The following is an 18,910-nucleotide window of genomic DNA, read 5'->3' on the forward strand; positions in this document are numbered from 1 at the left end:
TATCGGTTTAAAATTCGATTTAATTGCTATTTCGGAAACCTATAACTACTTTCTTTGTTACAAGTTGAACAATTAACAGGTCACAAACACTTGAAAAACAGCTATGAAAACTAAAATCATCATGTTAATGCTTACGGCCGGACTAGGTCTGGCATCATGCTCTGCAAGCAGAGAATCTCAATCCAGCACGGACAGTTCAATGATAGATTCCACTTCAACTGGAACAATGACTGACAGCACAATGACTGATAGTTCTACAACTACCCCAGCGCCAACTACTGATAGCACAAATACTGGTATGTAGTTCTATTATCAGTCTGTTAGGTATCTCTAACAGACTGATAATCTGTCATTTTATTCTTTTATACACTCAATTGACCGAAAACCAAAGCAGGATTATTAATTTTGTATCAAACATTTTCTATTTATACTTTTGATTATGAGAGCCACCCGGCCCCTGTTGTTTTTTATACTCTTACTTTCTATTATTACCCATCTTTCCGCACAAACCAGAAACCCCTTCTATGAACCCATGTCAGGCAAAGACAGATGGGTAGATTCCGTTTTTAAGAAATTAAATAAGAAAGAAAAAATAGCTCAAATGTTTTTTATCAGGGCACATACTGATAAAGGAAAAGCTTACGAAGACTCTATACAAACTTTGATTCACAATTCAAGAGTAGGGGGACTGGTCTTTTTCCAGGGAGGCCCTATACGGCAGGCTGTATTAACGAATTCTTACCAATCGGTATCACTTGTCCCATTGCTTGTTGCGATGGATGCAGAGTGGGGAATATCAATGAGACTAGATAGCACAATACAATATCCCTATCAAATGACACTTGGCGCCATTCAGAACAATGACCTGATCTATCAAATGGGAAAGGAAATTGGAAAAGAATTTAAAATGCTAGGGATGCATTTAAACTTTGCACCAGTAGTAGACATCAACAATAATCCAGACAACCCTGTAATTGGATACCGTTCATTTGGTGATAACAAGTACAACGTTACAGCAAAAGGACTAGCCTATATGCGCGGGTTACAAGATCAAGGCATATTAGTGAGCATTAAACATTTTCCAGGTCATGGAGACACTAATGTGGATTCCCATCAAGCTTTACCCGTATTGAATTTCACAAAGGAAAGGCTTGATTCTCTGGAATTATATCCATTTCGGGAGCTTATCAAGCAAGGCGCTTCGGGTGTTATGATCGCACATATGAATATCCCTGCACTCGATCCTACTAAAAATTTACCCTCTACACTTTCGCAACCAATAGTTACCAGCTTACTTAAAGGGGAACTAGGCTTTAAAGGATTAGCGATTACTGATGCCATGGAAATGAAAGGTGTAGTCAAGTTTTTCCCTGACGGAGAAGCTGATGTAAGGGCAGTAATTGCAGGAAACGATATTATTGAATTGTCTGAAAATACAAAACGTGCCATCAAACTAGTAAAGAAGGCTATTAAAACAGGTAGGATCACTCGCGAAAGAATCAACCAAAGTGTTAAGAAGATCTTAGAGGCAAAATATTGGGCCGGTCTCAATAACTATCACCCAATAGATACAACCAACCTCCTGAGAGACTTAAATCTTGCTGAGGCCCTAAGTTTGAATCAACATCTTACAGATGCTTCCATTACTGTTTTGCATAGTGATAGTCTTTTAAAAGCACTCGACCCTAAAAAACGGACTGCAATCATTAGTCTGGGAGTAACTGAACTTACCAATTTCCAAAAGGATCTTAAATTAAAGATTCCTAATTCCATGCTCTTCCTGATGTCTAAAATTGGTTCTGCCACAGATATGAACGCAATGCTTAAGGAGGTTAAAAAGTACGATCAGGTTATTATGGCTATCCATGATTACCGCAAAAGGCCACAAAGCTCCCTGGATTACAACACTCCACTTAAAATATTCATAGCAGAACTTGCTCAATTAAACACCATTACCTGTGTCTTTGCAAATCCTTATACTATTGCAGGTATACCAGGTATAGAAAATAGCAAAAGTGTCCTTGTAACGTACCAAAATAATGATGAGGCACAACGTTCTGTAGTTAAGATTCTAACAGGACAAATGCCAGCAATGGGGAAACTTCCGGTAACTATTAATTCATTTTATAAGTTTGGAGATGGTTTGGACTATTTTCCTGAGCCCAAACCAGTCTTGGGAAAGACCTCTTATTGATCTCTTCCTTGTGGACCACCACCACCTCCACCACCATGATTAAATCCACCTTCTCTTCTTTCACCACCCCCGGGAGGCATATCACCGCGGTTGTTTTGTGTTCTTCCTGCAAATTTATTGAAGCGATAAGCGAAGGTTAACATGAAATAACGGGTCAATCGGTTTGTATTACTCACCGAATAACCATTATCACCCTGTGTAGAGCTAACAGTAGCCGCTTGATTCAATAAATCATAGCCCTGTAATCTCAGCCGTCCCTTTCTGTTAAATAACTGCTTTTCCAGGTAGCTGTTAATCACTAAAGGATTAGCATTGACATCTCTAAATCCCGAATTAATACTCTTGCTTCCGTCCAGACCAAGAATCCAGGTACTAAAAACATAAATTTTTGCATTCAAATCCAAAGAGAGCGTAGAGTTCTTGGAATCAATACTATTCGGAAGGGAATAATTTACAAATCCATAACGGTAAGAAGCTCCTGGCGTAATATCAATATTTTCATTAGGGTTAATCTGCAACCTGGCATTCTGAGAAAAGGTCCAGTTCTTACCAATGTTTTTTTCGTTATCCACATAAGAGACATCATTGGTATAATTCACGGTTCCTCCTATCTGAAGCCTGTATTTCGTATCCATAAACGGCTTAGACCATCTATAATATACATTGGAAGCATAATAACCATCTTCATTTAAAAAGCGTCTTTCCTGAATTAAATTATAAGTCGTATCCGTTCCGTTAATGATAGGCTCCCTGATTCTAACCGTATTATTAATAATCCGATCGCTGGTGATGTTTCCCCTTGCTCCTGCACTAAAGTAAGCTCCTGTTTGTGCATCCGTATTATTGTACTCAATATTAATATTCTGGTTCAGTGCTGACTTCAGATTAGGATTTCCAATTACCGGGCTTTGAGGATTACTTAAGTCAACCACTGGCTGAATCTGCTCAAAACTGGGCTCACTGCTCTCTCCTGAATAGTTAATCTTTAAAGATACCGTCCTGGCAAAATTATAAGAGAATCGTACAGTAGGAAACACGTTAAATCCTGTTTTCCCCGCACTTACATGATTAGTTTCCGAATAACCCTTTAATGTAGTAGGCTGAGCAGCCATACCAATAGAGAAATTATACAACTTATTCCGGTCATACCGATAGCTTAAGCCAAACCGATTCGTAGTAAATGAATAATTGAAAATATTACTTAACGAATCTGATCGGAAATACGCACCATTAACATCCGCCAAATCAGTAATCTTGCTATTATCATTTTCTGTACGGCTGTATCTATAAGAGAAATCCAATCGGGAATAAACCCCTAAAGGCTCACTATAAGTAACATTCAATTGATTACTTAAGCGTTCATTATCCGTATTAATCAACCGCCTGGAGCTAGAATCAGCATCCGCAACTATAATTCCTCCTGTATCATAAAAATTAAACTCATCACTGATATCCTGATCGTTTTTATTGTAGGACTTATTAAATGAATAGCTTAATGAAAGATTCCTTCCCTGTTTGCGGAAACGCTTATTATAAAGGATGTCAGCTCCATAAGCCGGAGAGCTTGCATCGTTACTCGATACCGTATTCTGGTCCTGTCTTACCAGCTCCTGTATTTGCTTAAAGCTGACACCATCGTTCTTATTTGTACTCAGATTTATAGATGGCGCTACTTTTAAATAATTTAAGGAGTCAATCTTATATTCCATATTAAGATTAATCCCTTGATTCAGGTTATCACTATTCGTATTGCTTTTTTGTGTAGTCGTAATCGCTTGACCACCAGTCGTAGTTTCTGTATACCGATCTGTTATAGCGTTATTATCAGATGACGATACCCTGTAACTACCAAACAACGTAATCTTTTTCGAAACATCTTTTCTATAGTCGAACCCACCGGCTTGTGCGTTGGTAATCCCACCCGTATTTCCATCTCTGCCACCACCACTACCACGATATCTTCCGCCTCTTTGATTTCCACCACCGGCAAAATCAAACAGATTGGCATTTGTATTATTTAAATTGAGCATCATGGAAAGTTGTTCATCATTATTCATGAACCTTCCCATACCCGATACAATATAACGGTTATCATTACCTCCACCGGCAACACCATTAGCAATCATCCCTTTATTCTTGCTGGGACTTATCGTGATATTTAATATTTTATCTGGATCACCATCCCTGATACCGCTGGCATTAGCCTGATCTCCATAGTCGTCAATGATCTGAATATTCTCAATAATGTCTGCCGGAAGATTCTGTGTGGCAGTTTTTAAATCACCATCAAAAAAATCTTTACCGTTAACCCTAACCCGCGTTACACTTTTACCCTGGGTAGTCACATTTCCATCTTTATCTACTTCAATTCCAGGCAGCTTCTTCAATACATCTTCTACAACCGAATTTTCCCGCACAGGAAAGTCTTTAGCACTGTATTCAATCGTATCTTCTTTTACCGTAATTGGAGTTACACCTGAAATGTTCACCGTATTCAACACATTACTCTCCACTTTTAAAACTATAGTAGAAAGCTTAAGCGGTGTTGTTGTCTCAGGAAACTGAAAATGTTGACTAAAACTCTTATATCCTAAGCTAGTAACACTTAAAACAAACTGGCTCGATTTAACATTCCTGAAAGAATACTTACCGTCAACATCGCTCCGGGTAAACAGTGTATCCTTGGGAGATGTCAGTTTAATAGAGGCGGCAATTACGCTCACTTTTGTCGAATCAAGCACTATACCGCTAACTACCCGGCCCCCTTGCGCATGTAAAAATGTCGTACAGAGACAAGTAAAAAATAAAAGGAAAAAATGTTTCATGAAATCTTATTGAGTAATTACCATTTGCTACCTTCTAAGACTTCATAAATACAAGGAGGTTTAAAAAGAAAATTAATTTTTTTCTTCCCAAACCAAGGCAATCTGCACAATGGTTTCAACCGCCTTTTGCATGTCCTGTACCGACACCCATTCCTGCTTTCCATGAAAGGCATGTTCGCCAGCAAAAATATTTGGACAAGGCAAGCCGATAAATGATAAACGAGAACCGTCTGTGCCTCCACGGATACTCTGAAGTTTCGGATTCACACCCGTCCGCTCTACCGCAATCTTCGCATATTCAATAAGTTCCGGATGTTTATCCAGCACCACTTTCATATTCCGATACTGCTCTTTCACTTCTAATTTATACGAAGACGAAGGATAACCTTCCATAACATCATCTGCAATCGCTTTTAAAATGTCTTCGTGGTTTTTAAGCTCAGCATCATCAAAATCACGCAATATAAACTCAATTGAAGCCTCTTCCACCGATCCCTGCATCGCTACCGGATGAATAAACCCTTCCATTCCTTCTGTACTTTCCGGCGAAAGCCTGTCTTTAGGCAAGAAAGAAACAATTTCGGCAGCAATTTTTATCGCACTTTCCATATTTCCCTTTGCAAAACCAGGATGAGAACTCACTCCCGAAATAGTTATCCTGGCATAATCTGCTGAAAACGTTTCATTCTCAATAGAACCACATGACTCGCCATCTACAGTATACCCATAATCGGCTCCTAATTTCTTAATATCAACCTTATCTACACCACGACCAATTTCTTCATCAGGTGTAAATAGAATCCGGATCTTTCCATGTTTCAATTCAGGATGAGCAATTAAAAAAGCAGCAGCATCCATTATTTCTGCTAACCCGGCTTTATTATCGGCCCCTAATAACGTATTTCCACTTGCCGTTACAATATCATTGCCAATCTGAAACTCCAGGTCAGGATGATCAACCTTCCTCATAACCTGATTAGGGTCCAGAGGTAATACCAAATCCTGTCCCTGATAATTTTGATGAATGACAGGAACAACATTCAGCCCACTGCAATCTGGAGAAGTATCCATGTGCGAGCAGAAACAAATTACCGGAACTTCTTTTGCTGTCGTAGCAGGAACAGTGGCATATACATACCCAAACTCATCCAATTCTGCATCTGTTATACCAATTTCCAGAAGTTCTTCTACTAATATTTCACCTAAATTCTTTTGCTTGTCTGTTGAAGGCTGTGTTAAAGAATTCGGATCTGACTGTGTATCGATTTTTACATATTTCAAAAAACGCTCAAGTGCTGTAAATGAATATGATTTAAAAATTTCCATTGATTCTGATTTTAAAACAAAAGTAAATATTTTGTACATTACGGGCATGATTCAAGCGATCTTTAGTCAGGCACCCGTTGCTGCCCTCATTTTTATATTAACGATTATAACAAGTATCTATACTTTCTCCAATCCAGAGATGTATGGAAAATTGATGCTTCATCCTTATAGTGTTACAAGGGGAAGTAGAGTCTATTCTATCATCACCAGTGGATTTATACATGCCGATTGGGGACACCTATTTTTCAATATGTTTTCTTTCTATTTCTTTGCCTTTACCCTTGAAGGTATTATTGGAAGCATGCAATTCGCTGTTTTATATATTGTTAGCCTGATACTAAGCGACCTCAGCACCATTATGCGCCATAAAGATGACTTCAGATACAACAGTCTTGGCGCCTCAGGAGCTATATCTGGCATCATTTTCAGCTATATCCTCTTTGATCCCAGTACCAAATTTTACATCATGTTCATTCCTATCGGAATCCCTGCCGTTATATTTGGTGTCCTGTACCTGCTTTATAGCGCTTATGCATCCAAACAATCCAGTGGCATTAATCACGATGCCCATTTCTACGGCGCACTTTCCGGACTGATTATCACGATCCTCTTTAATCCCGGAGTACTAAGTCACTTTTTCTCTGAAATCCAAAGAATGGTTGGTCACTGATCAACAAACAAATTACTCCAATCTTAACGGAACCGAAGGACTTTTGATAAATTTCCCCTGTTCATCTAAAATAAAGCTTAAAGGATTCTCTGGATCTTTGATAATTTCAAAGAGCACAAAACCCCAGGGTTTCCAGAAGTTTTCAAGTACTTGTCCGTATGTCTTCACCTGCCAGTTATCAAATAACGGCCTGCTGCTAATCCGCAGGGGCATACCATCAATATAATACATTTCACCCGTAGACAATATGGAATATTCAGGCAAACGATTAAATATATAAGCGGAATAAAAGAAACGGGCACAAATCTCTTCAAACTGGATCGGCTGTAAAGTATGATCAGAAACCATATGCAGCACAGCATCATGATAAATTGCATTTTCACCATTATCCTGTAAACAGGCAATCAGACCAAAGTCCTTCATTTTTAATGAAAAAACCAGGGTATTAATCTCGTCCCTGTAGCTGAAAGTTTCAGGAGGGTTATCTACTGGAAATACCAAAATCTTCCATGGAAGAACGCCCTCAAATTCCATCGGATTCAGGAGCGATTGCAACATGAGGTGCAGATTACCGAATTTCTGCATTAAACTCTGCGAAAAATTCAAAGCCTCACCAGTAGATCTTTGCTGCCTGATTCCCGCTCGTACCTCAAAGTGGATCATGCCATAAACCTGCTTGGCAATCCATTGAAATAAGCGAAGGTCATCTAATGCCTTAACGGCCTCATAACCTGTATTCAGAGCCACACTAACCTCTTGCTCTAATTTTTCTATCTCCTGATAAGCGAACTCAGAAACTGGAATCTTAATGTCTGGATAAGTCAATATATGCTCATCCAGCATTTTTAAAGCTTGATCTTTCAGATTAAATTTATTGACCATCCATTCGGGAAACAGTTGCATCTGTCGGTCTGCTTCCAAACCAGTCATAAAACAAACCTTTTCGCTAAAATCAAACCGTTCAAACGGTCGAAATAATGAAGTACTCATGGCCAAATATACACCTTTATGATCCTTTAAGTTCAGCCATTGCCTGAGTCAATGCAGCAAGCTGTTTTTGCAATTCAACCTTTACTTCCGGACTTGCCTGTTTGACCATTTCCGTCTTAATCTCCTTGAATGATTTAAATAGATTTAAAACATATTTATCGATATCATACTTCTTATTTTTTATCCCTACTTCTTTAAAATCGGCAACACGTTTATTTACTTCCTCACTATTATCAATCCTTGCCAGGATACTCAAATAAGGACTAATCATTTCTACCTTATCCTGCAATCCTGCTTTTTCATAAGAATCATTAAAAAAAGGAAGCTCTTTCTCAGTTCCACCGTATGTATAGGCAGCAAGAATAGCTTTGGTCAAATCACCTTTACTATCTTTTTGTAAGGTTTTTGCTATAGCAAATGCTTCTTTCGGATCAAGCATGATCACTCCAGCCAATGCAGCTCCCTGAACCGAGTACGATTCACTTTTCAATGCCGAATCAAATAAGGGCCTGTTGGTCACATCCCGCATAGAGGCAAGACTTTGTAAGGCAGCTGCCCGTACTAATGTTCTTGGATCAGAAACAGACAGCGTTTTTAAAACAGGTAATGCTGCCACCCGGACAAGGGAATCAGTCAGATCAATTGTATTGATTGCCAAAATGCGCAATCCATAATAAGGGTCTTTTAATGCAGTAAGCATCACTTTACGTGCATCCTCGTTTTTAGTCTGATTGGCACTGCAGCTATCAATTGCTTCCAACCGGTCTACATACAAAGGCGCATGAGCGTATTGAAATACATAGTCTGATAAAACCTTATGGTCCTCTTTTTTTGCCAATAGCACTTTATCGGCATCCACATTAACCAGATCCGGACGGACATCAACACCAAAACTTAGGGTATCCATTTTGTCCTTCATCAGGAAATCATGGCGTACTTTTTTCCCGCCTGCATAAACATCCACTGCCATAGGCAAAATAAATGCCGCACCATCCTGAAGTTGTGTTAAAAACACCTTTTGCGTTTTGCTAACCTCATCCCATTGATAGCTGATGTTCAATTCCGGATGACCACTTCCAAAATACCATTGATTAAAGAACCAGTTTAAATCCTTTCCACTAGCTTCTTCCAAAGCAAGTCGCAGTTGATGAGCTTCACCATTTTTAAAAGCATTTTGCTTCAGATAGGTGTTAAGACCCTTAAAAAAAGCCTCTTCACCTAAGTAATTGCGCAGCATATACAACACCCGGCCGCCCTTCTGGTAGCTTACCAGGTCAAACATATCTTCCTTATCGGCATAATGAAAGCGAACAAGATCTTTAGAAGCATCTTTAGGCGAACCCAAATATTCCTGCATATCCTTATAGTTCCCAGCATCCCCTTCATCCTTACCATATTTATATTCCCGCCATAGTACCTCACTAAAATTAGCAAACGACTCATTGACGGTCAGGTTACTCCAGCTTTCCGTAGTCACATAATCACCAAACCACTGATGAAACAGCTCATGGGAAATCACATCCTCTCCTTTATTCTCATCCAGCAGCTCTCTGTCAGTAGCCTGCACAAACTCTCCATGCAAAGTTGCCGTTGTATTTTCCATTGCCCCACTTACAAAATCACGCACCACAATCTGCGAATACTTATTCCATGGAAAATCAACACCCAACTTTTTAGAGAAAAACTCCATCATCTCAGGCGTATGTCCAAATATCTGTTTGGCATAAGGAGCAAAAGCCGGTTCCAGGTAATAATTAACCTCTTTATCTCTCCATTTATCTTTGAATATTTTAAAATCACCTACAGCCATCATAAACAAGTATGGCGAATGAGGCAAATCCATCTTCCATGTATCTGTACGTGTTCCATCTACATTCATTTTCCGGGAAACTAACTTTCCATTCGACAGCGTTTCATATTTAGAAAGCACGGTCATAGCTATTTCAGACGTTGTTTTCTGATTGGAATGATCTATTGTTGGAAACCAAACCGAAGAAGCTTCCGTTTCCCCCTGTGTCCAGATCTGCACTGGTTTATCTTTATCTTCGTTCGCCGGATTGATAAAATACAAGCCTTTCGCATCCGTGATCGCTGAACTTCCTATAGTCTTCAGATCATTGGGCTTGGAGACATAGTCAATAAACAGCGTATACTTTTCCGTTCTGCTATATATACGGCCCAGTTTAATATTCAACTGCAGGCTATCATAGGTGTATTTCAACGGCTTCAGCACATTGCCTTCCACCATTGAAACTTGTTTTATATCCATGCCTTTTGCATCAAGGCGCAAAGAATCTGTGGAATAAAAATAGGGTTTCAAGGTTAGCCATGCCTTTCCGTACAAATAACACTTTGCATAATCAAAGCGGACATCCAGTTTGGTATGTATCAGGGCATTGATCTTTACTGGAGTCTCCCTGTAAATCCGGACTAAAGAATCAGGTGATTTTTTTACCTGCGACTGAACATTCAAGCTAAGAGTAAATGTAACAGCAATCAGCAATGCAAATTGCTTCAATGGAAAATATTTCATAAACGAAAGAAAATGCTATAGGATAATATGTTAAAAAGCGATTAAAATCTCTGTAAGATGAATAAACAACGCTTTTTTCAGATAATTAGTTTTTTAAATACGATTTAGGATCAAGGGCAGCTGGCGACCAGTTGGTAAAGAACTCCAGTACCTTTTTGGGATCATGACCCTTGCCACTCTCCAGATACGCACTATTCTGCGTATGCAGCCGATTTCCTTTTCGATCCAGCACAACAAATACCGGAAATCCAAACCGCTGCGGATAGCCTAAAGAAGCAAGAACTGCTTTGTTCTCATTTTCCTTGCTATAGTTGACATGTACCACTACAAAACCAGCATTTTGAGCAGTCCTCAATGTATCATTCCTATTTACTAACTGATTAAACCGAATACACCATATACACCAGTTCCCTCCAATTTGAAGCAGCACATGTTTACCCTCTACAGCAGCTTTTGCTACTGCAACCTTAATATCCTTAGCCGCATCGGCTTGAGGATTATACAATTTCACATCTTGTGCATTCCCTGCGGTATGCAGTACAAGCATCATCGTAAACAATAGAAAGACTTTTTTCATTCAGACCTTATTTAGGATATATCCGCGTTAAAATAAGCCCCAAAGATAGGAGCCTTTCTTAACATAAAAGTCATATAAAACACTTAAAAATTTAAAGGCCTAATCAAACTAGGGCTTCTCTAATTTTAACTTCGCAATAATATATTCACTCACCTTTCTACCCTGCTCAACACCCATCTTCATAACCCTTCACTGAATCTAACGAAAAAGTAACTTTTCTTACCACAGTAAAAAATGCCTGAGTCGCTGCTAAGGTGAAATCATATATTTTACCCTTTTCTGGGGTTGCAATAGGACCAAATCCAAATCTTTAGGTAAATCCCCGAATTAACATTATTTAACTAAACACACATTAAACTATTCTTTACCGGATTCATCTATTCATTAAAACACACAAAGAAATGAAAAAGTCAATCATAACAGCTCTATTGTTCGCCGGATTTGCAACTGCAGGGTTCTCTCAAGAAAGAAACATTCAACGCGTAGACAGAAATGATAAACGCATGGAAAGTCCGGAACAACAGTCACGCCTGGCTACCGATAGGATGGACAAACAACTCTCACTTTCTGAAAATCAAAAAACTCAGATTTATAACCTGAACCTGGACCGGGCAAAAAAAATGAACAAAGCCCATGAAAAGGCTGAAAAACAACGGATGGAGCAGCACAAGAAAATGCAAGCCGAACATGCTTCAAGCGACAGGAAAATTAATAGTGTGCTAAGTCCGGCTCAACAAAGCAAATACGCTTCGTTAAAAAAAGAAAGAGCAGACAAGTTTAAAGGCCGTAAAGGCAACCACAATAATAGAAACAAAAACCGGACAAGTCGGAATGCATCTCCTAAAAACAGACCAGAATCAGATCACAAACTATAAGCTCTAATTTTAATAATTCCATAAAAATGGCTGGAGAAATCCGGTCATTTTTTGTTTTAGTCCTACTGGTAGAAAATAATCAGATCTAAAAAAGAAAATAATAGGTAACAATTTATATAAACATACGGCTACAATCGTCCCTTCATAGCCAAAAACGGTCGTTAGAACACATATCTATGTCATCTCCTGTATAAAGCACCAATATCCTAACCTTCAGCACTTGTTTCCCAAGCAATACTGCATTATATTTGCGTTCCAAAATATTGATTTAGCAAATAATGAGAGAAATACAGTTCAGAGAAGCGCTTCGTGAAGCATTGAACGAAGAGATGCGCAAAGACGAAAAGATTTTTTTAATGGGCGAAGAAGTTGCTGAGTATAACGGGGCTTATAAAGTAAGTCAGGGTATGCTTGCAGAATTCGGAGCTAAGCGGATAATCGATACTCCAATCGCGGAATTAGGGTTTACCGGTATTGCTACCGGCGCGGCCATGAATGGTTTGAAACCAATTGTTGAATACATGACCTTCAACTTTTCCCTGGTTGCCATAGATCAGATCATTAACGGTGCTGCCAAGATCCTCTCCATGAGTGCTGGCCAGTTTCCTATTCAAATCGTTTTTCGCGGACCAACAGGTAATGCAGGTCAGTTAGGCGCTCAGCACTCTCAGAATTTCGAGAACTGGTTTGCTAACGTACCTGGATTAAAAGTGGTTATCCCTTCTAACCCATACGATGCAAAAGGATTATTGAAACAAGCTATCATCGATCCAGATCCGGTAATTTTTATGGAATCTGAAGTGATGTATGGTGATAAAGGACCTGTTCCTGAAGAGGAGTATTATCTTGAAATAGGTAAAGCACATGTAGAAACTGAAGGTACCGATGTAACCATCGTATCTTTTGGAAAAATGCTTTCCCGCGTAGTTCATCCTGCTCTTGAAGAATTAACCAAAGAAGGTATCAGTGCAGAAGTAATTAACCTGCGTACTGTTCGCCCTATTGATTACGAAACCATTATCAATTCGGTGAAGAAAACAAACCGTCTGGTTATTGTTGAAGAAGCCTGGCCACTTGGTTCTATTGCTACAGAGATCGCATTTAAGGTTCAAAATGAAGCCTTTGATTACCTGGATGCTCCGGTAGTACGTGTTGTTTCGGCAGACGTTCCTCTACCTTATGCTCCAACTTTAATTAAAGAAGCATTACCTAATGCCGAACGCGTTGTTAAAGCGGTTAAAAGCGTTTTATACGTAAATAAATAAGTAAAAAAAGACCAATCTGTCATCAGGTTGGTCTTTTTTATTTATGGTGATTGATCAGTACTAAAAATTTAGTATTATAAATCCAAATTGATCTGTCTTTTAATGCTTTCTTCAAGTGATATAAAGGTCTCTGTACGTTGAATTCCCGGTACAGATTGAATATGATCGTTTAATACTAACCGAAGATGGTTGGTATCGCGACAAATAATTTTAGCGAACATGCTCCAGGCACCTGTAGTATAATGCAACTCCACAATTTCCTTTATATTCCGCAACTTTTCTACTGCATCTTTATAAGTTGATCCCTTTTCAAGGTAAATGCCTAGATAAGCACAAACATCATATCCGATTTTTTGTGCATCCACTAATAGGTTTGACCCTTTTATTATACCCAGATCCTGCATTTTTTTCATCCTCACATGAATGGTGCCACCCGAAACAATCAGCTTTTTCGCTATCTCTGTATAAGGGATTGTTGCATCTTCCATAAGGATTGACAGAATCTGCATATCCAGATTATCAATTTCTAAATTAAGGCTCTTCTTTTCCATAAATAATTTGAAAGATATTAATATATATACGAAGTAAATAAAAAATTTACAAAAATTAAAATAATTTGTTAAAATATTTGCAAAAATACCGAATAACCTGCTATATTTGTTTCAAGCAAATGCAAATAGCAAATGTTTAAATACTGTAAGGTGGTGAAATAGGCAGACACACCTCCTTGTCTCGGTGGTGGAGATCATGGGAATCCGGAAACGGTTAACCACTCCTTGGAGGTTCGATTCCTTCCCTTACAGCTCCTTTCAATAATTTAGGTTTATAATTGGTTAGTTTGAGCTTCCGCCCATCGGAAGCTTCATTTTTTTTAATACCTTCCAAACCGCGATTCTCTTCAATCATTTTTGTAAAAAGTTCAAAGGATAATCATTTCTCCTTATTTCACACTTTTATACAAAAGTAAGTAAATCCAATTCTCACCTCATTGATCTACGAAACAAATACTGTAAGTTTATGTTGAAAATTGAATTCTACTAACATTTAATTCTTAATAAAATTAACGTAGAATTTCAACATAGATTAATAAAATAATTAAAATTTGATATGCAGAGAATCATTATGACAACATCGAGAGTCGTTAATAAATTCCTTTAGCGGGGTAATTTAATAGTACATCATTTTTATGAATACTAAAAACATGTATACAAATTCTTCAATTTTTGAGAAAATATGGGAATTGTCTCCTAAACTGCACTTACCAGAATCATACTCAGAACTCCTGAATTTAACAAAACAGCTAATTGAACTATATAATGCTGATGGTCGACTGGATGAAAATCCATTTTTGCCTACTACAAAGAGAAAATTAAGCTTGCCTGTAGTTGAAATAAACGATTTGTTAAAATCAAGTACTTGCATTGTTACAGGAGGATTGGGATGCGTAGGCAGCTGCCTGGTAAACAAATTACTGGATTTCCAAATCAGCAAAATAATTGTTATAGATAAAAAACCTTTTAATGATAAAAAAAATACTAGTAATAACAGAGTAGAATATGCTCAGGGAGACATTTGTAATTCGGATGAATTAAATGAAATTTTTGCAACCTACAAACCTGAGTTCGTATTTCACACCGCAGCTCAGCGCGATCCTGGTTTTGCTGAAAATCATATTTTTGATGCTGTAAACATAAATGTTATAGGAAGCTGGAATGTGGCGAAAGCTTGCGAAAACACACCTTCAGTAAAACAATGTGTCTTTTCATCTACTGGCAAATCGAGCAGGTATTATACAGACGAAGTTTATTCTGCTACCAAGAAAATATGTGAATTAGTATTTGATACCTATGCCCGACGTAGTGCGGTACGCTATTCAATAGTTCGATTTACTCATATTCTGGATAATAGCCTGATGGATATTGAATTTCAAAACGCCAGAAATGAAGATCATCTTTCTATCCACAGCCCTGGAAAGTATGTAACGGCCCAGAACGTTCAGGAAGCAGCTGACCTGATGCTGAACGCCTTACTCCATTCCTCTCCCGGAAAAGCTAATTTTTTAATTGTACGAAACCTCGAATGGCCAGTTGAAAGTCTGGAAGTCGCCCTGTATTACATTAAAGAGGCCGGTAGCTTCATCCCCGTCATTTTTAGGGGAAACCCACCAGGATACTCCGAAAAATTCTTTAGAGGACAAATGGATTGGTCTCATCCCCAGGAATTAAATTTGCTGATTAATGTATATGAATGCAATGACAAATCATACAACGAAGAGGGTGATATTATCATCTCGCATGTTTGTCCTGTAGATGAAGAGATTCTTCTGGAGTCCCTCACTCGTATTAAAAATACCGAGGGAGAAAATTGCTCCAAAGTACGGTTACTTACTGAACTAAAGGTTCTTGTACGGGCCGCATTAACGAAAGTAGATAAAGGAGTAACTTTTAAAATTTTAGAATGGGGACTTAAACCTCAATATTTAAAAGCAGAGGGCACTACTATTGCTCATTATGGTCCCACTGTTTCTTTGTTGATTGAAAGTTTGGAAGATTCTGAATATTCTGAACTGATAAAAGATTTAATAGAAGAAAAAGATATTTCTTAACCCCGATTTGAAAATATACAGGTATGGCAAACTTTAACAAATTGATCATAGAAGCGGATCCCTGGTCAGTAATGATTGAAAGTGCTGTACGTACATTTCCGAATGAATGCTGTGGTTTTTTTTTGGCCTTCAGGGAGCACGGGAAGATGATGTAAAAGTTGCTTTGGAAGTTAAAAATGATGAGGGTTTAGAAAAGCATCGGTATTTTAAAATAAATCCGTACGACTATATGAAAGCAGAACAATACGCTGAAGAAAATAACCTAGCATTGCTGGGAATATATCATTCCCATCCCAATCAGCCGGCATTACCTTCTCCAGATGATAAGCAGTTTGCTTTGCCGAATATTTCCTATCTCATTATCTCCGTATCCGGAAAAGACATTTTAGAACCTAAATGCTGGCAGCTAGATGAAGAACAAATATTTCAAGAACAAATTATAGAAACGTTGATATAAAAATAAAATACTCTCAAAAAAAACATATGGCTACTGTTATCATTCCAACCCCCTTAAGGAAATTTACTGGCAATTCAGCTAAAATTAATGTTTCAGGAAACGATGTGTCTGAAATTATTGCCAATCTTGTACATCAATACCCCGATGTACAAAAACATCTTCTTGATCCAAGCGGCTCTGTTCGCTCGTTTATTAATGTTTTCGTAGATGAAGATGATATACGAAACCTACAGTACAACCATACACACGTAGAAACACGTTCAGTTATCAGTATTGTACCAGCCATAGCAGGCGGAAATTTAATTTGATCACCAATGACTCAGAATACACTATTCTCTAAAGAAGAGCTGGCGCGATACAATCGCCATATTATCATTCCTGGTTTTGGCATGGAAGCTCAGGAAAAATTAAAGAAATCAAGCGTACTGGTAGTGGGTGCGGGTGGTTTAGGCAGTCCTGTTCTCTTGTACCTCGCTGCAGCTGGCGTAGGCCATATCGGGATTGTGGATTGCGACGTGGTCGATGACAGTAACCTGCATCGGCAAGTCCTGTTTGGCATAGAGGAAGTCGGCATTCCGAAAACGGAAGCGGCAAAAAAACGACTGTTATCTCTAAACCCACATATTACTATTACTGTATATAATACGCAGCTGACCTCTCAGAATGCCATGGAAATTATAGGTGGTTACGATGTTGTTGCTGATGGCACTGACAATTTCCCTACCCGGTATCTAGTAAATGATGCCTGCGTGTTGCTTAATAAGCCAAATGTGTACGCTTCTATTTTCCAGTTTGAAGGGCAGGTTTCGGTGTTCAATCAGGTAAACGAACAAGGCGTACGAGGTCCCAATTACCGGGACTTGTTCCCAACTCCTCCCGATCCCGGAGCTGTGCCTAATTGTTCGGAAGCTGGCGTACTAGGTGTTTTGCCCGGAATTATTGGCAGCCTTCAGGCATTGGAAGTCATTAAGGTGATTACCAACGTAGGGGACAGTCTGAGTGGTCGTTTTTTTACATTTGATGCCCTTAGTTTTGAATCCAGAACTTTCAATATCAGCAAAAATCCGGCTAACCCTGTTAACGGAGAAAATCCGACCATCAAAGAATTGATTGACTATGAACAATTTTGCGGCGTTAAAGCTATTGAAAAGCCACTTAAAGAAGTAAGTCCTATAGATTTGCAGGATTGGCAGGAACAGGGCTTAGATTTTCAGATCATTGATGTGCGCGAAGCGGATGAGTATGATTATGTGAATATTGGAACGGAATTGATTCCGCTTTCTACCATAAGTGTTCTGGGAGGTACTATTGACAGGAATACGAGGGTAGTAGTGATGTGCAAATCAGGTATGCGCAGTGCCAAAGCCATCCGTATTCTGGAGGATAAGTATGGTTTCAATAATCTGTATAACCTCGAAGGAGGGATTATTAATTATATCAATGAGCTGGAATTAGATCTTCCTACTTATTAAAACGTCCTGTATTAATCTGACGAGCAATTAATATCGGTTGTAGATTTTGTATCTAATTGGAATGCGTATGTGTACCTTTATTCATTCCTTTATACAAATTGACATCTAATACAAATAGCATGTTTATTATAGATTTGATTTATAAAGTATCAGCCGAAGAGGTTGATACTTTCCTTGAAGCGCATAAAAAATATCTTCAGGAGAATTACGACAATGGAAACTTTAATGTCTCTGGTAGAAAGAATCCAAGAATCGGTGGGATAATTCTGGCTAAAGGTAACAACCGGGAGCTCATTGATCATCTGATCTCTTCTGATCCATTCAAAATAAATAATATTGCAGCATATCAGGTAACAGAGTTCATCCCTACCAAATTTGCTAAGGAGTTTTCTTTCTTTATCAGTTAGGATTATAATTCTTTATTTGGTTTTGGTATGACCAGCATGACCTTTAATCAAAATCATGCTGGTATCTAAGAATACTTAATGCTTACAAGAATCAGAGATAAGCCCGCGATAAGTCCGACATGGACGTCCATAAATGGGACTTATGCCTGGATGTACAGGGTTTGTTTTTGGCTTCATTAAGCAGATTTTAGGCTGATTTATACTATTTAATAAGCAAAAATTCAGAGTTAAGAAAAATCTGCTGTATTCTTACCCTTTTTTGTCTTTTTTAGGAAGTTATGCAAATACTTTGCTTTAAGATTTCTATAACGATTACCTTACGAGACTAATGTAATCAAATCGCTATTATGGCTTATGTAGATAAAAATGGAATGGTCCGCGGTACCGCAGGATCTGTTGTATACCGTACTTACGGCAAAAAGAACCTGATTCAAGGCAAACCTAAAGCATTTAAACAAACCCCGGAAAGTATTAAAACTTCGACAGAATTCGGGCTTTCCAGCTCTGCTGCTGCTATTATTCGCAGGGCATTTGATCCGGCCTATCTTTTTCGGGATGGGGCAGCGGTTAGTCGTAGTACCCGTTATGTGTACCATAGCATCCGAAACAGTGTTAGTGGTTCTGTAGGTAAAAGGGATTTGCATGATGCAGACCTTTCTTACCTGAACGGTATGGAATTTAATGCAGACAGTCCGCTGGCCGATGTGCTGCGTA

Annotated in this window: 17 protein-coding genes, 1 tRNA gene and 1 pseudogene; 12 read left to right on the forward strand and 7 right to left on the reverse strand. The window is 38.5% G+C overall.

Translation table 11 applies throughout. The annotated features are described in order from the left end of the window. Positions 1-103 precede the first annotated feature (103 nt). Both ADIARSV_RS21475 and ADIARSV_RS09160 read left to right on the forward strand, forming a co-directional pair. Entirely contained in the window at positions 104-304 is a 201-nt protein-coding gene (locus ADIARSV_RS21475) for a hypothetical protein (RefSeq protein WP_152439824.1), read from the forward strand. A gap of 135 nt (positions 305-439) precedes the next feature. Beyond that, a complete protein-coding gene (locus ADIARSV_RS09160) occupies positions 440-2,194 on the forward strand; it encodes a glycoside hydrolase family 3 protein (RefSeq protein ID WP_052016987.1) in 1,755 nt (584 codons plus the stop codon). Here ADIARSV_RS09160 and ADIARSV_RS09165 read toward each other — a convergent pair. Beyond that, on the reverse strand, positions 2,188-5,019 hold the full coding sequence (locus ADIARSV_RS09165) for a TonB-dependent receptor (RefSeq protein WP_083936550.1): 2,832 nt from the start codon (positions 5,017-5,019) through the stop codon (positions 2,188-2,190). The two genes, ADIARSV_RS09160 and ADIARSV_RS09165, sit on opposite strands and share 7 nt — an antisense overlap. A gap of 72 nt (positions 5,020-5,091) precedes the next feature. Then, on the reverse strand, positions 5,092-6,345 hold the full coding sequence (pepT, locus tag ADIARSV_RS09170) for a peptidase T (protein WP_016195206.1): 1,254 nt from the start codon (positions 6,343-6,345) through the stop codon (positions 5,092-5,094). A gap of 46 nt (positions 6,346-6,391) precedes the next feature. Here pepT and ADIARSV_RS09175 point away from each other — a divergent pair, with 46 nt between their 5' ends. Then, on the forward strand, positions 6,392-7,015 hold the full coding sequence (locus ADIARSV_RS09175) for a rhomboid family intramembrane serine protease (RefSeq protein WP_016195207.1): 624 nt from the start codon (positions 6,392-6,394) through the stop codon (positions 7,013-7,015). A gap of 12 nt (positions 7,016-7,027) precedes the next feature. Here the strand turns inward: ADIARSV_RS09175 and ADIARSV_RS09180 are convergent, their stop codons facing one another. The 3 genes from ADIARSV_RS09180 to ADIARSV_RS09190 form a co-directional block, all read right to left on the reverse strand. Then, on the reverse strand, positions 7,028-8,005 hold the full coding sequence (locus ADIARSV_RS09180) for a hypothetical protein (RefSeq protein ID WP_040299635.1): 978 nt from the start codon (positions 8,003-8,005) through the stop codon (positions 7,028-7,030). A gap of 16 nt (positions 8,006-8,021) precedes the next feature. Continuing rightward, entirely contained in the window at positions 8,022-10,538 is a 2,517-nt protein-coding gene (locus ADIARSV_RS09185; RefSeq protein ID WP_016195209.1) for a M1 family metallopeptidase, read from the reverse strand. An 85-nt stretch (positions 10,539-10,623) separates the two neighbouring features. Further along, the gene (locus tag ADIARSV_RS09190) at positions 10,624-11,115 is read right to left on the reverse strand and encodes a thioredoxin family protein (RefSeq protein ID WP_040299637.1); all 492 of its coding nucleotides are present in this window, start codon (positions 11,113-11,115) and stop codon (positions 10,624-10,626) included. A 401-nt stretch (positions 11,116-11,516) separates the two neighbouring features. On the opposite strand from ADIARSV_RS09190, the gene ADIARSV_RS20535 reads away from it, so the two are divergent. Together ADIARSV_RS20535 and ADIARSV_RS09200 are read left to right on the forward strand one after the other, a co-directional pair. Further along, positions 11,517-11,990: a hypothetical protein gene (locus ADIARSV_RS20535; RefSeq protein ID WP_016195211.1), complete on the forward strand. Its 474-nt coding sequence runs from the start codon at positions 11,517-11,519 to the stop codon at positions 11,988-11,990. Between the two features lie 278 nt (positions 11,991-12,268). Beyond that, positions 12,269-13,255, forward strand: coding sequence for a pyruvate dehydrogenase complex E1 component subunit beta (locus tag ADIARSV_RS09200; protein WP_016195213.1), 987 nt, complete (start codon positions 12,269-12,271; stop codon positions 13,253-13,255). Positions 13,256-13,329: 74 nt separating this feature from the next. Here ADIARSV_RS09200 and ADIARSV_RS09205 read toward each other — a convergent pair whose 3' ends face one another. Further along, positions 13,330-13,806 (reverse strand): Lrp/AsnC ligand binding domain-containing protein, encoded by a 477-nt coding sequence (locus ADIARSV_RS09205; RefSeq protein WP_016195214.1) that lies wholly within the window; start codon positions 13,804-13,806, stop codon positions 13,330-13,332. Between the two features lie 144 nt (positions 13,807-13,950). On the opposite strand from ADIARSV_RS09205, the gene ADIARSV_RS21480 reads away from it, so the two are divergent. After that, a tRNA-Asp gene (locus tag ADIARSV_RS21480) sits at positions 13,951-14,058 on the forward strand. Here ADIARSV_RS21480 and ADIARSV_RS21865 read toward each other — a convergent pair. Continuing rightward, positions 14,021-14,161 (reverse strand): hypothetical protein, encoded by a 141-nt coding sequence (locus tag ADIARSV_RS21865; RefSeq protein WP_016195215.1) that lies wholly within the window; start codon positions 14,159-14,161, stop codon positions 14,021-14,023. The two genes, ADIARSV_RS21480 and ADIARSV_RS21865, sit on opposite strands and share 38 nt — an antisense overlap. Positions 14,162-14,441: 280 nt before the next feature. Between ADIARSV_RS21865 and ADIARSV_RS09210 the strand changes: the two genes are divergently transcribed. The 6 genes and pseudogenes from ADIARSV_RS09210 to ADIARSV_RS09235 all read left to right on the forward strand — a co-directional run. Further along, complete coding sequence (locus ADIARSV_RS09210; RefSeq protein WP_016195216.1) at positions 14,442-15,860, forward strand: NAD-dependent epimerase/dehydratase family protein; 1,419 nt, start codon at positions 14,442-14,444, stop codon at positions 15,858-15,860. A 106-nt stretch (positions 15,861-15,966) separates the two neighbouring features. Then, complete coding sequence (locus ADIARSV_RS09215; RefSeq protein WP_016195217.1) at positions 15,967-16,317, forward strand: M67 family metallopeptidase; 351 nt, start codon at positions 15,967-15,969, stop codon at positions 16,315-16,317. Positions 16,318-16,343: 26 nt separating this feature from the next. Further along, positions 16,344-16,625, forward strand: coding sequence for a MoaD/ThiS family protein (locus ADIARSV_RS09220; RefSeq protein ID WP_016195218.1), 282 nt, complete (start codon positions 16,344-16,346; stop codon positions 16,623-16,625). A 6-nt stretch (positions 16,626-16,631) separates the two neighbouring features. After that, a complete protein-coding gene (gene moeB, locus ADIARSV_RS09225) occupies positions 16,632-17,789 on the forward strand; it encodes a molybdopterin-synthase adenylyltransferase MoeB (protein ID WP_016195219.1) in 1,158 nt (385 codons plus the stop codon). A gap of 119 nt (positions 17,790-17,908) precedes the next feature. After that, entirely contained in the window at positions 17,909-18,196 is a 288-nt protein-coding gene (locus tag ADIARSV_RS09230; protein WP_016195220.1) for a YciI family protein, read from the forward strand. A 347-nt stretch (positions 18,197-18,543) separates the two neighbouring features. After that, positions 18,544-18,910, forward strand: a pseudogene (locus ADIARSV_RS09235) (hypothetical protein); the annotation flags it as partial.

This window comes from Arcticibacter svalbardensis MN12-7 (assembly GCF_000403135.1).
GTDB classification, from domain to species: domain Bacteria; phylum Bacteroidota; class Bacteroidia; order Sphingobacteriales; family Sphingobacteriaceae; genus Arcticibacter; species Arcticibacter svalbardensis.

Coding starts and splice junctions, on each gene's coding strand:
- ADIARSV_RS09220 (WP_016195218.1), top strand. CDS start 16,344: ATGGCTACTGTTATCATTCCAACCCCCTTAAGGAAATTTACTGGCAAT.
- ADIARSV_RS09190 (WP_040299637.1), bottom strand. CDS start 11,115: ATGAAAAAAGTCTTTCTATTGTTTACGATGATGCTTGTACTGCATACC.
- ADIARSV_RS20535 (WP_016195211.1), top strand. CDS start 11,517: ATGAAAAAGTCAATCATAACAGCTCTATTGTTCGCCGGATTTGCAACT.
- ADIARSV_RS09180 (WP_040299635.1), bottom strand. CDS start 8,005: ATGAGTACTTCATTATTTCGACCGTTTGAACGGTTTGATTTTAGCGAA.
- ADIARSV_RS09205 (WP_016195214.1), bottom strand. CDS start 13,806: ATGGAAAAGAAGAGCCTTAATTTAGAAATTGATAATCTGGATATGCAG.
- ADIARSV_RS09230 (WP_016195220.1), top strand. CDS start 17,909: ATGTTTATTATAGATTTGATTTATAAAGTATCAGCCGAAGAGGTTGAT.
- ADIARSV_RS21865 (WP_016195215.1), bottom strand. CDS start 14,161: ATGATTGAAGAGAATCGCGGTTTGGAAGGTATTAAAAAAAATGAAGCT.
- ADIARSV_RS21475 (WP_152439824.1), top strand. CDS start 104: ATGAAAACTAAAATCATCATGTTAATGCTTACGGCCGGACTAGGTCTG.
- ADIARSV_RS09210 (WP_016195216.1), top strand. CDS start 14,442: ATGAATACTAAAAACATGTATACAAATTCTTCAATTTTTGAGAAAATA.
- pepT (WP_016195206.1), bottom strand. CDS start 6,345: ATGGAAATTTTTAAATCATATTCATTTACAGCACTTGAGCGTTTTTTG.
- ADIARSV_RS09185 (WP_016195209.1), bottom strand. CDS start 10,538: ATGAAATATTTTCCATTGAAGCAATTTGCATTGCTGATTGCTGTTACA.
- ADIARSV_RS09160 (WP_052016987.1), top strand. CDS start 440: ATGAGAGCCACCCGGCCCCTGTTGTTTTTTATACTCTTACTTTCTATT.
- ADIARSV_RS09165 (WP_083936550.1), bottom strand. CDS start 5,019: ATGAAACATTTTTTCCTTTTATTTTTTACTTGTCTCTGTACGACATTT.
- ADIARSV_RS09215 (WP_016195217.1), top strand. CDS start 15,967: ATGCTGTGGTTTTTTTTTGGCCTTCAGGGAGCACGGGAAGATGATGTA.
- moeB (WP_016195219.1), top strand. CDS start 16,632: ATGACTCAGAATACACTATTCTCTAAAGAAGAGCTGGCGCGATACAAT.
- ADIARSV_RS09175 (WP_016195207.1), top strand. CDS start 6,392: ATGATTCAAGCGATCTTTAGTCAGGCACCCGTTGCTGCCCTCATTTTT.
- ADIARSV_RS09200 (WP_016195213.1), top strand. CDS start 12,269: ATGAGAGAAATACAGTTCAGAGAAGCGCTTCGTGAAGCATTGAACGAA.